We start from the raw sequence: 13,670 nt of genomic DNA, 5'->3' as shown, positions 1-13,670 counted from the left end.
AGAAATCTTCCCTTCCAAATGAGAAAATACTTCAGGGTCAACATCCACTCCAAAAGCCTTTCGGAACCGTCGTTCTTTTACAGCGGTTTGAAAGCAGATTAAGTTAGGACAAAGGTATGCGCCACGTCCGTTCCTCTTACCTGTTGGATCGAGTTCAACAATCCCTTCCGGAGTTCTGACCACTCGTAAAAGCTCCTTCTTAGGTTTCATTTCTTGACAACCCAAACACATTCTCATCGGAATTTTTCGTGTCTTCATACCATCACCCCTTCCCTTTCTTTTTTTTCTCCTTCAAGGGTAGTTGAGTTTCCCCTGGTAAATTCTCACTCATACCCGTGATCTCCGGATCAACAGCACCTGTAACTATCTTATCATGGTTGTCAAAAGACTCCAGCTCTTGGGCATATCCAAGCTGATTTTGGTCGTCATTGGACTCAATGTTTCCAGCAAGCTGGCTATTATCGGTCTCTCCGATTTCCTCATATTCCTGATAGTCTTCTGTTTCTGCATACTCATCATATTCGGAGTACTCTTCATATTCGCCGTACTCTTCATAATTTTCATACTGTTCTTGGCCTTGGGGAATAATATTATGGGCAACTGCTTGGGACTCACTTTTAATATCAATCTTCCACCCCGTTAGCTTAGCAGCAAGACGAGCATTTTGTCCCTCTTTACCGATTGCTAAGGAGAGTTGATAATCAGGAACAACAACAATGGCAACTTTCTCATTGAGTTTGGGATAAACTGCCACGACCTTGGCAGGAGAAAGGGCATTCGCCACGAATTCTTGGGGATCATTTGAGTAATTGACAATATCGATTTTTTCCCCTTTTAGTTCTGTGACAATAGTCTGGACTCGGACTCCCTTTGGACCTACACAAGCTCCCACGGGATCCACATTCGAGTCACGCGAAAATACGGCGATTTTAGAACGAGCTCCTGCCTCACGGGAAACTCCTTTAATCTCCACGACTCCATCGTGAATTTCTGGAACTTCAAGTTCAAAGAGACGCTTTATCAAGCCTGGATGCGTGCGGGATAACATAATTTGTGGACCTTTTGTTGTCTTCTTCACTTCCACGACATACGTCTTAATACGGTCAAACGATTGATACATTTCACCTGGAATTTGCTCCTGAGCCGGCAGTACTGCTTCTACCTTCCCCAAATCGACGATAACATTCTTCTGTTCATATCGTTGAACCACTCCCGTGACGATATCTCCCTCACGATTCACAAATTCATCATAAATCATACCACGTTCAGCTTCTCTAATGCGCTGAACAACAACTTGCTTTGCTGTTTGAGCAGCAATTCGTCCAAATTCACGCGGGGTCACTTCGTACTCTACAATATCTTCAAATTCGTAATTTGGATCGAGTTTGCGAGCTTCCTCCAAGCTAACCTGAGTCCGAGCATCCTCCACGACGTCTACAACGGTTTTGCGGGCATAAACTTTAAATTCACCGGTTAATCGATCAATAAGAACTCGAACATTTTGCAACGATCCGAAATTCTTCTTGTATGCGGAAATCAGTGCTGCCTCTATTGCCTCAAATAGAATCTCGGCAGAAATTCCCCGTCCTTTTTCTAATTCGTGAAGGGCCTCGATGAACTCCATATTCATTTTTCCTTTTTCCTCCTTATTCTATTGTGCCTAACGATCTAGAAATCCAGTAATAAATGGGTTTTCTTCACTAAGGTGCGTGGAATTGAGACGCGTTTTCCCTCATATTCTAAAACGATTTCATCGTTGATCAGTCCGACAAGATTACCTGAGAATTTCTTAAACCCTTGAAACGGGGAAATAGTATGGACCATTATTAAGCTACCCTGAAAGCGTATAAAGTCCTCTTCCTTTTTAAGAGGACGTTCCAGACCTGGCGAAGAGACTTCCAACATGTATGCCTGAGGAATAGTATTTTTGATGTCGAGCATTTCACTCACCGCGTGGCTGACGTTGGTGCAATCATCCATATCCACGCCACCCTCTTTATCTATATAAAGGCGCAGATACCAATGTGCACCTTCCTTTATGTACTCTACACTAACTAATTCAAGCCCTTTTTCTAGAACGAGCGGCTCTACGAGTATCTCGATCTCTTGTACTATTGATTTATTCATGCGAATCGCTCCTTCAAAACTCCGAGAACGTTTTTCCTTATAGTCTTACGAAGATAACCGCTAGTTATACTTCCTGACATAGTAGGACAAACGAAGGAGCGGGTTAGAACCCACTCCTTTCCAACAGACACTACAAATTTCCTTATACTAATATAGCATATCCCTAGGAACTCTGCAACAAGAACTCAATTTTTAGTCATTTTTCGTCATCTTATTAAGTTATCCATTGAATTCAAATCCAGGACTTTCTTCGGCCTCACGATCTAGAAATATCTTAAATAGGTTCTGATTTAGAAAAGGTTTTTTCCGGTCTTATGAGCCAGTGGTACAAGCTGAATAAATAAATAAAGCCCTCAAGCTTGTGCTTAAGGAACTTTTAATGAACTAGATCATCGCGATTTGGAAAGACAGTTTTCGAATACATCTAGGTTTTTTTGCTTGTGAAATCTAGTTGCGCATTTTGGCTAAGAGCTGTGATCGCTTAGCAGACTTAGCTTTTTCATATTCAGTCTTAATCACGCGAACACTGTCGGTGGGATAATTATTAGCAATCAGTTCAGCCTGCAAGGCATCTAAGGTACTGTAAAATTGGCTGTTCACGTTTGCCTCAAGCAAATTTCCAGCTTGGATGTATTTTTGGGCCAGCTCAGAACGGTTCAAAGTGCCAGCTTTACTGCGCTGCACATACTCCTGAATTGCCGCTGAATACAAAGTATCTAAACGGCTCAAGGCTACATTCTGTAAATAATCAAACTGAGGTGTGTACTTAAGAGTAATTTCATCTAGGGTAGTCACCTTCGCGATAGCTTCATTCACAGGAGTTGATGTATTTGGCAGATCCGTCTTCTTTTTCGAGTCATCAACTGGTTTTTCTTTATCATCCGCCATAACCTCATTATTTGAGCTTACATCATTATCTGGTTTAACTTCATTATTCGAGCTTACATCATTATTGACTAATCCTGACTTATTGTCTTCTTTTTGATCAGTAAATGAGTTAAAAAATCCTGGCCCAAATTGATTATCTAGTTGTTGTTGGATTTCCAGGTCAGGCTTAAAATATTTATTGTATCCCCAAAAGCCAACCAGAGCCATAATTAAGACCATAATACCTGTGATTTTAAGAAATTTCTTTTTCATAGACAATTCTCCAAACAGATTAATGTTAATGGTTAAATAAGCACCGTACGCCATTACCGCCGCTGAACCTTTTGGGCAGCTAAGAAACTATTACCCTATTAGTATTATACCATATCTGCAAGAACTACCTACTATTTTCGATATCTTCTTGCTCTAACGGCATAATTCTCACGGATGGCTAAGTTTTCCTAGAGCCAAAACCTTACCTTTATCTCTGGAACTTGTGCCATTAACAACGATTCCAAGTCCAATAAACTGGAGTTCTCCAGTTCAAATGAAGTAGAAAGGTGGAGGATCCATTTCCCTTGTTTGGGAAAGACCTCCACCCGCGTAAGCTCTACTTTCGTCAGATCGTGATGCAAAAGTCCCATTCGATCCGAAGGGATTTTAATAAGGAATGGTACTTCCTTAGACCGAAGAGGCTTAACCATGCTTCTCACCCCTTAATCGATGTTCGATGTTCGAAATACGAAGCTCGAATGAGTAGAGTTTTTTCAATGATTTCATAAAGGTTAACGTTAGAATGAGAGAGCCTTCTCTATAATGGTCTTTACATGTTGAGCAACTTCCTCAACATTGACAAGTTGTGTTTCACTCGATTTGCGTTCTCTAAGTTCAACTTGACCATTGGCAAGTGTTTTGCTCCCTAGTGTCACCCGTATCGGATACCCGACCAAATCTGCATCCTTAAATTTAACCCCAGCACGTTCATCTCGATCGTCAAGCACCACTTCCACGCCCAGGCGCTGTAGTTCCAGATACACTTTTTGAGCTGTCTCCACGACTTGAGCATCTTTATTACTAGCCGGAATAATTATACAGTGATATGGCGCAATCGGCATGGGCCAAATAATTCCAAAGTCATCATGATTCTGTTCGATTGCAGCAGCAATCGATCGGGTGACACCAACCCCGTAGCAACCCATGACACAATTCTTCTCTTCTCCGTTTTCGTCGAGAAAAGTCGCCCCAAACGCTTTACTATACTTTGTTCCCAACTTGAAAACTTGCCCGACTTCAATTCCTCTGGCTTCCTTAAGCGGCGCACCACATTTAAGACAAGCCTCTCCGGGCTCTACCATTCTTAAATCTAAGACCCGATCTAAACGAAAATCGCGACTGGGAACGGCATCCACATAGTGATAATCAATTTTGTTTGCTCCACAAACAGCCTTTTTCATCAGAGGAATTTCTGCATCAGCAACGACCATGAGCCCTTCAGGAACCTCTATTGGGCCCACGGAACCGGGTCCACATCCTAAAATCTTCTGCACTTCTTCAGGTGCAGCAAGTTGCAGGGAAACGAATCCGCCTAAGGCATTATTTAATTTTATTTCATTTAACGTGCGGTCTCCACGAATCAAGACCAAGAATAATTTGTCATCCCCTTGATAAAGCAATGACTTTACGAGGCTGGTCTTAGGTACTGTCAAATAATCACCGAGTTGGTCAATCGTCTTTACACCTGGAGTAGCCACCAGCTGGCGCCCTCCCTCTGGCGAGACATCTTCGATCCCTTGGGGATTACATTCCGATTTTTCCATATTTGCAGCATACTCGCACTTGGAACAATAAACCACAGAATTTTCCCCTGAATCAGCCAATACCATAAATTCATGGGTGCCACCTGTTCCTCCGATTGCGCCTGCGTCGGCTTCTACTGGACGATAGGTTAAGCCACAACGAGAAAAGATTCGGCAATAAGCCTCGTACATTTTTTGATAACTCTCTTGGAGGCCAGCTTCATCGCGGTCAAATGAGTAGAGGTCTTTCATAAGGAATTCTCGGCCCCGCATCAAGCCAAAGCGAGGGCGCCGCTCATCCCGATATTTATTCTGTATTTGATAGAGGAGCAGAGGAAGCTGTTTGTAAGAACGGACTTCCCCTCTAATTAGGTCGGTGATGATTTCTTCATGGGTTGGTCCCAGGCAAAACTCACGATTATGACGATCTTTTAAACGAAAAAGCTCTGCACCGTAGACATCCCAGCGTCCACTCTCTTTCCATAATTCTGCTGGTTGCATAATCGGCATAAGGACTTCTTGCCCACCTTTGGCATTCATTTCTTCACGAACAATGGATTCAATCTTCCTTAAAACTCTTAACCCCAAGGGCAAAAAGGTGTAAAAACCAGACGCCGACTTACGAATTAAGCCTGCTCGAACCATCAATTGATGGCTAATAACCTCAGCTTCAGCAGGAACCTCACGAAGTGTAGGATTTAATAGTTGACTGACGAGCATGATGTCCATTCCTTTCCAATCTGTTCTTAATGATTTATGACTTAGGTCATAATTAAATGTTTTTTATAGTTTCTGATGATCTCGAACATGCTCTTCAATTTCGTGGAGCAAAGCCGCTAGCAATTCCTCTTCAGGAAGGCGGGCCACTATCTCTCCTTTGCGAAATAAAAGCCCTATTCCTTTTCCGCCTGCGATCCCATAATCAGCTTCACTGGCCTCCCCCGGTCCATTAACCACGCATCCCATCACAGCAACTTTTAAGGGCTTGTTTAGGGGGGGAAGCTGTGCTAGGCGTTCCTCAACTTTTTCAGCGAGTAACTCTAAATCAACTTGAGTACGACCACAGGTTGGGCAACTGATTAATTCCACGCTCCGTTGCCTTAAGCCGAGAACACGCAGAATTTCAAGGGCTATAGGAATCTCACGTACGGGATCTCCGGTCAGCGACACTCTTATCGTATCACCGATCCCTTCAGCAAGGAGCGTCCCGATCCCTATCGCCGACTTTACCACCCCTGAACGTACCGTTCCTGCTTCTGTTACCCCTACATGCAGAGGGTAATCAACCACCTCATGTATCTTGCGATAAGCATCCAGCATCAGAGGGACAGAAGAAGCTTTTAAAGAGACCTTTATCTTATCATAGCCTTCATCTTCAAGTAATCGAATATGTCCTAAGGCACTTTCGACCATTCCTAAAGCAGTGGGGCCTCCATACTTTTCGAGAAGTTCTTTTTCCAGTGACCCAGCGTTTACACCTATTCGGATGGGGATATGTTGTTCCTTCACGGCGCGAACAACCTCTTGAACTTTCCAACGAGCCCCAATATTTCCGGGATTAAGCCGCAAACCGTGGATTCCCTGTTCAACTGCTAGCAGAGCTAGCCGATAATCAAAGTGGATATCTGCAATCACAGGGAGAGGGCTCTTAGTGGTAATCTCTCCTAAAGCCTTGGCTGCATCTCCATCTAACACTGCAAGGCGCACAATTTCACACCCTGCTGCAGCCAAGGCCTGAATCTGAGCCAAGGATTTGGTGACATCACGAGTATCCGTATTGGTCATCGATTGTATGACAATCGAGGCTCCGCCACCGACTGTCACGGACCCGACTTGGACTGGTTTTGTTGTCTTTCTCTGTATCATTTCTGCTGTTACCTCCTGTTTTCCCCTGTACATCACCCAGCTTTGACAAACAAACGTAAGACATCTTTGTAAGTAACAGCCAGCATTAAAACCATCAGTAACACAAAGCCTACCAAGTGAATCATGTTTTCTTTTTCCGGGTTCAGTGGTTTCCCTCTTAAGCCTTCAATCAAAAGGAAAATAAGTCGGCTCCCATCCAGCGCTGGGATGGGGAACAAGTTAATGAGTCCCAATTGGATGCTTAAAACTCCGGTCAACCCCAATAAATTAGCCAAACCCTGATGCGCACCTTCTCCGATAACCTGAGCTATCATGACTGGACCCCCTACATCGGCGGGGATCTTCCCGGTTATCATTTTAGTTAAAGTCACAAGAATGAGCTTAGTAAAATCCACCGAACGTTCGAAGCCATAACGAGTCGATTCTAAGATTGAGGCTTGAACATAAGTGACTTTTTCTTCTGGCGCAATCCCAATCATCCCATGACCTGTTTGGGCATCTATTTCTGTTTTCACAGTTAGGGTTTGCTTTTCATTGGCACGTTCTATTGTTAAGGTTAAGAGTTGGTCAGGCTTAGCATGTATGACTTCCGTTAAGCGCGTCCAATCTGGCGTTGACTCCTGATTGACTGCTATAATTCGATCTCCAGGTAGGATTCCCGCCGTGGCAGCGGGTTTTCCCGTCACGAGTGAACCGATAGTATTACTGACAACCGGAATTCCAAGATAAGCAAATACGCTTATGAATAAGACCACAGCTAAGACAAAATTCATGATCGGTCCAGCCGCAATCACAGCCATACGCTGCCAAACTGGCTTATTCATAAAACTGTGAGCATCTTTGCTCGGGGCTATTATCGCTCGACCGTTGGCATCCACTTCAGCATCCATACCATGAAGTTTGACAAAACCCCCTAATGGAATGATCCGCAGTGCATAAATTGTTTCCTTACCCTGATAACCCACAATTTTTGGACCGAAACCAAAACTAAACTCTATCACCTTAACCCCGAACCATCTTGCGACAATATAGTGTCCGAATTCATGAACCATAACCATGCTTCCAAAAACAAAAACAATGGCGAGTGTTGTTAACACTTTACCCCCCCTTTTCGATGTTCGTAGTACGTGGTTCGTGGTTCGAAGATGTTTTATACTAATTTAATATCAAGTACCCTATTCATCTGGTATTTTCGAAAGTCGAAATCGAACTACGAATTACGAACTACAAAATATGTTCTTCAGTCCGACGACGTGCCCAAGTGTCTGCATCGAGTATACTTCCCAAATCCATGCTATCTAAGACATGATGCTCAGAACAAACCTTCATAACAATCTCTAAAATCTGCAAATAGGTTATTCTCTTCTGGAGGAAGGCTGAAACAGCTACTTCATTAGCGGCGTTCATGACTGCGGTCAGGGTCCCACCACGTCGTCCCACCTGATATGCCAAGGCCAAGGCAGGAAAAGCCTCCATGTCAGGTTCATGAAAGGATAAAGTTTTTCCTCTGAGATCTAGGCGTTCAAACGGATTCCTCCAGCGCGTTGGGTAACTCAAAGCATACTGGATCGGCAAACGCATATCTGGTCTTCCTAATTGCGCAAGGACCGAGCCATCTTGATATTCCACCATGGAATGAATCACACTTTGAGGATGAATCAGAACCTCTATCTCATCATACTCCATATTAAACAGATGATGTGCTTCGATCACTTCTAGACCTTTATTCATCATCGTCGCAGAGTCAATGGTGATTTTGGCACCCATATCCCAATTGGGATGACGGAGAGCCTTCTCTAAGGTAACCGTTGCTAATTTTTCCTTGGTCCAGCCGAAGAAAGGCCCACCCGAGGCAGTTAAAATGATTTTGGCAACGGTATCCATGCTTTCCTCTAGGCACTGGAATATGGCAGAATGTTCGCTATCCACCGGCAAGATAGGACACTTCTTCTTCTTAGCAGAAGACATTACCAAATCTCCACCCGCCACCAAGGTTTCTTTGTTGGCTAAGGCAATGGTTTTCCCGGTTTCTATCGCCGCTAAAGTGGGTTCTAAGCCAATTCTTCCAGAGAGAGCCGTAACAACAGTATCGACTTGAGGCGCAATGACGGAGTCAATAATTCCGTTCATACCTTGATCCACCTTAATCGGCAAATCCCTCAGTCGCCCCCTTAATTCATGGGCTGCTGCCTCATCCATCATCACTACCACTGCAGGACGAAAAAGCCGCGCCTGTTCTTCCATCAGGTCAACGCTTCTTGAGGCCACTAAGGCATGAACCGTAAGCTGCTCTGGAGCGTGACGAACGACGTCCAATGTTTGACGTCCAATTGAGCCAGTTGATCCTAATAGGGTCAGCGTTTTCAACGCATATCATCTCTTCCTGCTCTGTAAAAGCCTATTTTTTGCCACAAACTAAAAATCCTAACTTAAAATCCACTATCTCTTTGGTATTACTCTCTAGGAGGCCCAAATATTCCAACTCGACGTAACGCTTCATAACTGATAACAAACGCTGGTCCCACTATAAGACCCAAGCCTCCGATCAACTGAAGTCCCACGTACATAGAAATGAGCGTAGGAAGTGGGTGAATTCCAATTCCCTTCGACAAAACCTTAGGTTCCAGAAACTGTCGTATAGTAACAATAACAATCCACATTAGCAGCAGCTTTAACCCTTCTCCGAAAGATCCCATAATTAATAACGCGACGGCCCAAGGGACGAAGAGCATGCCAGTGCCAACAATTGGCACGATATCTAAAAGTCCAGCAATGACACCTAACGTAACTGCATAACGATTGCCCATCAGCAGTAGTCCAGCAATGGTTGCCAGTGCCGTCAAAGAAACTAAAATAGCTTGCGCTCGTAAATACCCTACCACTGCTGCGCCTAAGTCCTCGCTAATCGCCTGGGCGCTAACGTGCCAACGGCGGGGAAATAAATTAGAAATAAACTGTTTTACATTCGGATAGCTCGAACTTATAAGCAGGGTTGCGACAACGGAAACCACCATCACAATAAATACACCAGGCAAAGCAGTCAGAAAAGAGAGTAAAAAAGCACTTCCTGATTTAGCCCATTCTTGAAGTGTTCTCGCAAAGCTTTCCGTGGAAGCAAACAAAGTATCTTGAATTTGAGGATTTACCTGTACAAACCGCTCAGCCGTATCTACTTGTCTGGTTACTAGATCCAGAAGGTATCCATAATTCGGTAGTTTGATGGCTAACTCTGATAATTCGGTATAAAGGCGAGCAACAATCAGAAAAATAAATAAACTCAAACCCACAATTGCCAACAGGAGGGTGAGTACCGCAGCATAGGGTCGGCGAATACGCACAGCACGCATCAGTCGAACAAGCAGTGGTTCGAGTAAAAAGGCCAGAATAAGCGCAATCAAAAACGGCAAAAAGGCACTGAACATTTTGCCAATAACATTCGCGAAAACAGGCAAGAAGTCTTGAAAGAAGTAAGTAAAAGCTTTTAAAAGGACAAGGGCACTAGTCACCAAAGCAAGCCTGCTAATACTCGTCCATATAGGATGTTTCTGGATGCTCAACGTATTCACCTCATGATAGCAAGATTATTCCATAATATACCAAGGGTATGGCAAAGATGAGACTGTCGAAACGATCCAAGATTCCACCGTGCCCAGGAATAAGACTTCCGGAATCTTTAACCCCCGCACTACGTTTCAAGGCTGACTCAAACAGATCACCAATTTGTGCGCTGGTTCCAATGACAAGACCTAATATGATATACGTCATCCAGTGTGCACCACCGACAAATCGCCAAAAGCCAAGAGCTATGCCAATGCTAAACAATAATCCCCCTACCGAACCCTCTACAGTTTTTTTCGGACTTACATGGGGTGCTAACCGATGGCGACCGAATTGTCTGCCAATCAGGTATGCACCTGTATCAGTAGCCCATACTAAAAATATAGTAAGAAAAGTCCACTCTATGCCTCTCGGAAGCTCACGAAGTAAATAAAGATGGGATAATAAGATTACAGTATAAACAACCGACAGTATATTATAGTTTGCCTCGTTCAGCGACGTTTTAGGATATGTTAAGGCAAGCCTCCCAAATCCAATTAGAAGCCATAAGAGAAGAGCTGGCAACATCCAGTCTCCTCCGTCGTTAAATAAACCAATTAACCAAATAACCGCAAAGATGGTCGAAAATTTACGCCAAGAACGAATACCCATCTGTTCGCCAATTTGTAAAAATTCCCTCAAAGCTAACAAGGTTAACAAAGTGACCAAAAAGATGATATAGGATCCACCAAAATAGATTAATGCTAAAAAAATTGGAGCTCCTATCAAAGCACTCATTGTTCTTATAAACATGTTGTATCCTCAATCTGTATGTATTCCACCGAACCTGCGATCCCGCTTCTGATACGTTATAATGGACTCAATCAAGGCCTTCTCTCCAAAGTCAGGCCACAGCTCTTTGATAATGACAATTTCAGTATAGGCCAATTGCCAAAGTAAAAAGTTGCTCAACCTCATTTCACCTGAGGTACGAATTAGCAAATCAGGATCTGGTAATCCTTTGGTAAATAGTTTTTGACTGAAGACATCCTCATTGATTTCCTCAATACGCTGCTTCCCACTCAAAACATCGCTGCTCACCTTCTTGACGGCATCAATAATTTCAGATCGACCACCATAATTTAAAGCTAAGTTAAGAATGAGTCCCGTATTATCTCGAGTTTTCTTCATTGAGTGCTCTAATTCGCGCTGCGCTTCTAGTGGAAGGTCCTTAATTTTACCGATGGTTCGAATGACCACCTTGTTTTGATGAAGCTCGTTGAGTTCTTTTCTTAAATACTCGGTCAGTAAAGTCATGAGTATACCCACTTCATCTTTGGGCCTACTCCAATTCTCCGTCGAAAACGCATAGACTGTGAGAACTTCAATCCCCAGCTCTGAACAGGTTTTAACGACTTTACGCAAGGCTTCTACGCCTGCTCGATGTCCCATTGATCGGGGAAGCCCGCGCTTCTTAGCCCATCGTCCATTCCCATCCATGATAATGGCTATATGGCGAGGAAGGCGATCCAGCGCAACCTGATCGTCAGAGTCTACTTTATTTCGTTTCCAAGCCTTGAGCCACATCATTACACCCCCGTTTTCGATATTCGATATTCGATATTCGATATTCGTGGTTCGTGGTTCGTAGTTCGAAGTTTATGAACTACATAACATGAACTAAAAAATGCTCTGAACTACTTAGGTCGAACATTTTCCCATAGGTGATATTTGTTGTTCCTGGTCCATACTTCGAATCACGAATATCGAACTTCGAACCACGACATTGACCCCCTTTGTATGTTAGGGGGTCAATGATTGTCTTTGCGAAAAATTTTCGTGTGCTAATATAAAGTCCACACGGTCAGCAACTTCTCTGATGCGCACAACTCTGCAATTTCCCCACGATTCCATTCTACCATGAGGGTGTGTAATTTGGAAAGCGTAAGGTTTCCCTAGATTTTCTATCTCAGGTTGAACCTCATTCCAACTTCGACCGAGCCAAGTCTGTATCATCATACTTGAGTAATTTCACTTTCCTTAGTTTCCAGCACACGTTCAATTTCTTTAATCATTTTGTCTGTCATCTTCTGCACATCTTCTTGGGCCCGCTTGACCTCATCTTCGGAGGCTTCGTGATCTTTCTCTAGCTTCTTAAGATGATCATTGACATCTCGACGCACATTGCGCACTGCTACTCGAGCTTCCTCCGCCTTCTTTTTCACAGACTTCACCAACTCGGCACGACGCTCTGCCGTGAGTTGCGGAATCATCAGGCGAATCACAATACCATCACTTGATGGGTTAAGCCCAAGATCTGATTTCATAATTGCTTTTTCAATAGCCGGAAGCACGGACTTATCCCAGGCCTGAATCACTAGCATTCTGGCCTCTGGTGCAGAAATATTCGCCAGCTGGTTAATCGGAGTAGGAGCTCCATAGTATTCAACCATCACTTTGTCTAAAACACTCGGATTTGCTCGTCCTGCGCGAATCGTAGCGTACTCTTTACGTAAGGCATCAATCCCTTTATGCATCCGCTCATCCGCATCTTTTATGATTTCGGAAATCATTAACTATCCCTCCCAACATATGTTCCAATCGCATCACCCATGATAACACGGCGAATATTACCTTTTTTGGTTAGGTCAAAAACAATGACAGGAATATTATTGTCCATGCACAGTGAGGTCGCAGTGGAATCCATAACCCCAAGTCCTCGACTTAGAACATCCAAGTAGCTTAAGCGTTCAAACTTTTTAGCTTCAGGATTGAGGAACGGATCAGAATCGTAAACCCCATCCACCCTTTTCGCCATCAATATAACGTCTGCTTCGATTTCAGCCGCCCTCAAGGCAGCCGTTGTATCCGTCGAAAAGTATGGATTACCTGTTCCGGCAGCAAAAATCACAACACGCCCTTTTTCCATGTGCCGAATGGCTCGACGGCGAATATAGGGTTCAGCAACTTGGCGCATTTCAATAGCCGATAAGACACGAGTAACGGATCCAGCCTTTTCTAAGGCATCTTGCAAAGCCAGGGCATTCATTACGGTTGCCAACATCCCCATGTAATCGGCTGTTGCACGGTCCATGCCTTGGGCGCTACCCGCAATGCCCCGCCATAAATTCCCACCCCCTACAACTAAGCAAACTTCAACACCCATCCCGCGAATTTCTGCCACCTGCTCTGCAACGGTAACAAGCATATCATGTTGGAGTCCAAAACCTTGTGTACCTGCAAGCGCTTCCCCACTGATCTTTAGGACAACCCGACTATACTGTGATTTTTCCATGGATTAACCTCCATCAATCTAATTCTACGTTTAGAGAGAGAAATCCTCTCAATTTAAAGAAAACTTGGCTGCACCCACACACACACACACGAAGACACTGTCTTCGCACGTATTAGCCCTTCTTGCAGACACTGTCTTCGCACGTATTAGTCTTCTTGCAGACACTGTCTTCGCACGTATTA

General features: G+C 43.9%; 14 protein-coding genes. All 14 read right to left on the bottom strand.

Features of this window, described 5'->3' with window-relative positions; genetic code table 11:
• Window positions 1-258: RNase P modulator RnpM (locus JL57_RS18375; RefSeq protein WP_034143432.1), on the bottom strand; the 258-nt coding region annotated here is incomplete at its 3' end.
• Window positions 259-262: 4 nt separating this feature from the next.
• Window positions 263-1,630, bottom strand: a complete 1,368-nt coding sequence (gene nusA, locus JL57_RS18370; protein ID WP_034143431.1) for a transcription termination factor NusA — start codon at window positions 1,628-1,630, stop codon at window positions 263-265.
• 38 nt (window positions 1,631-1,668) lie between these two features.
• Window positions 1,669-2,127, bottom strand: a complete 459-nt coding sequence (rimP, locus tag JL57_RS18365; protein ID WP_034143430.1) for a ribosome maturation factor RimP — start codon at window positions 2,125-2,127, stop codon at window positions 1,669-1,671.
• 447 nt (window positions 2,128-2,574) lie between these two features.
• Window positions 2,575-3,267: a hypothetical protein gene (locus tag JL57_RS18360; RefSeq protein ID WP_034143429.1), complete on the bottom strand. Its 693-nt coding sequence runs from the start codon at window positions 3,265-3,267 to the stop codon at window positions 2,575-2,577.
• 188 nt (window positions 3,268-3,455) lie between these two features.
• Window positions 3,456-3,698 carry a hypothetical protein gene (locus JL57_RS18355; protein ID WP_034143428.1) on the bottom strand — a complete coding sequence of 81 codons (243 nt, stop codon included), beginning with the start codon at window positions 3,696-3,698 and terminating at the stop codon, window positions 3,456-3,458.
• Window positions 3,699-3,785: 87 nt separating this feature from the next.
• Complete coding sequence (locus tag JL57_RS18350; protein ID WP_034143427.1) at window positions 3,786-5,510, bottom strand: proline--tRNA ligase; 1,725 nt, start codon at window positions 5,508-5,510, stop codon at window positions 3,786-3,788.
• 63 nt (window positions 5,511-5,573) lie between these two features.
• Window positions 5,574-6,656, bottom strand: coding sequence for a flavodoxin-dependent (E)-4-hydroxy-3-methylbut-2-enyl-diphosphate synthase (gene ispG, locus JL57_RS18345; RefSeq protein ID WP_291300244.1), 1,083 nt, complete (start codon window positions 6,654-6,656; stop codon window positions 5,574-5,576).
• A 32-nt stretch (window positions 6,657-6,688) separates the two neighbouring features.
• The gene (gene rseP / locus JL57_RS18340; protein WP_034143426.1) at window positions 6,689-7,753 is read right to left on the bottom strand and encodes an RIP metalloprotease RseP; all 1,065 of its coding nucleotides are present in this window, start codon (window positions 7,751-7,753) and stop codon (window positions 6,689-6,691) included.
• A 127-nt stretch (window positions 7,754-7,880) separates the two neighbouring features.
• Entirely contained in the window at window positions 7,881-9,023 is a 1,143-nt protein-coding gene (locus tag JL57_RS18335; RefSeq protein ID WP_034143425.1) for a 1-deoxy-D-xylulose-5-phosphate reductoisomerase, read from the bottom strand.
• Between the two features lie 86 nt (window positions 9,024-9,109).
• Window positions 9,110-10,213: a sporulation integral membrane protein YtvI gene (gene ytvI / locus JL57_RS18330; protein ID WP_034143424.1), complete on the bottom strand. Its 1,104-nt coding sequence runs from the start codon at window positions 10,211-10,213 to the stop codon at window positions 9,110-9,112.
• Window positions 10,214-10,223: 10 nt separating this feature from the next.
• A complete protein-coding gene (locus tag JL57_RS18325; RefSeq protein WP_034143423.1) occupies window positions 10,224-11,006 on the bottom strand; it encodes a phosphatidate cytidylyltransferase in 783 nt (260 codons plus the stop codon).
• 9 nt (window positions 11,007-11,015) lie between these two features.
• Window positions 11,016-11,780 (bottom strand): isoprenyl transferase, encoded by a 765-nt coding sequence (locus JL57_RS18320; RefSeq protein WP_034143422.1) that lies wholly within the window; start codon window positions 11,778-11,780, stop codon window positions 11,016-11,018.
• Window positions 11,781-12,208: 428 nt separating this feature from the next.
• The gene (gene frr / locus JL57_RS18310; RefSeq protein ID WP_034143421.1) at window positions 12,209-12,766 is read right to left on the bottom strand and encodes a ribosome recycling factor; all 558 of its coding nucleotides are present in this window, start codon (window positions 12,764-12,766) and stop codon (window positions 12,209-12,211) included.
• The gene (gene pyrH, locus JL57_RS18305; RefSeq protein WP_034143420.1) at window positions 12,766-13,488 is read right to left on the bottom strand and encodes a UMP kinase; all 723 of its coding nucleotides are present in this window, start codon (window positions 13,486-13,488) and stop codon (window positions 12,766-12,768) included. Before pyrH ends, frr begins: the two co-directional genes overlap by 1 nt.
• Between the last annotated feature and the right edge of the window lie 182 nt (window positions 13,489-13,670).

The organism is Desulfosporosinus sp. BICA1-9 (genome assembly GCF_000802135.1).
This window is presented reverse-complemented; position numbering and strand designations above follow the sequence as displayed.

Bases quoted from the DNA above. Each gene is read 5' to 3' on its own strand.
- nusA (WP_034143431.1), bottom strand. From the start codon at position 1,630: ATGAATATGGAGTTCATCGAGGCCCTTCACGAATTAGAAAAAGGACGG.
- rimP (WP_034143430.1), bottom strand. From the start codon at position 2,127: ATGAATAAATCAATAGTACAAGAGATCGAGATACTCGTAGAGCCGCTC.
- JL57_RS18360 (WP_034143429.1), bottom strand. From the start codon at position 3,267: ATGAAAAAGAAATTTCTTAAAATCACAGGTATTATGGTCTTAATTATG.
- JL57_RS18355 (WP_034143428.1), bottom strand. From the start codon at position 3,698: ATGGTTAAGCCTCTTCGGTCTAAGGAAGTACCATTCCTTATTAAAATC.
- JL57_RS18350 (WP_034143427.1), bottom strand. From the start codon at position 5,510: ATGCTCGTCAGTCAACTATTAAATCCTACACTTCGTGAGGTTCCTGCT.
- ispG (WP_291300244.1), bottom strand. From the start codon at position 6,656: ATGATACAGAGAAAGACAACAAAACCAGTCCAAGTCGGGTCCGTGACA.
- JL57_RS18325 (WP_034143423.1), bottom strand. From the start codon at position 11,006: ATGTTTATAAGAACAATGAGTGCTTTGATAGGAGCTCCAATTTTTTTA.
- JL57_RS18320 (WP_034143422.1), bottom strand. From the start codon at position 11,780: ATGTGGCTCAAGGCTTGGAAACGAAATAAAGTAGACTCTGACGATCAG.
- frr (WP_034143421.1), bottom strand. From the start codon at position 12,766: ATGATTTCCGAAATCATAAAAGATGCGGATGAGCGGATGCATAAAGGG.
- pyrH (WP_034143420.1), bottom strand. From the start codon at position 13,488: ATGGAAAAATCACAGTATAGTCGGGTTGTCCTAAAGATCAGTGGGGAA.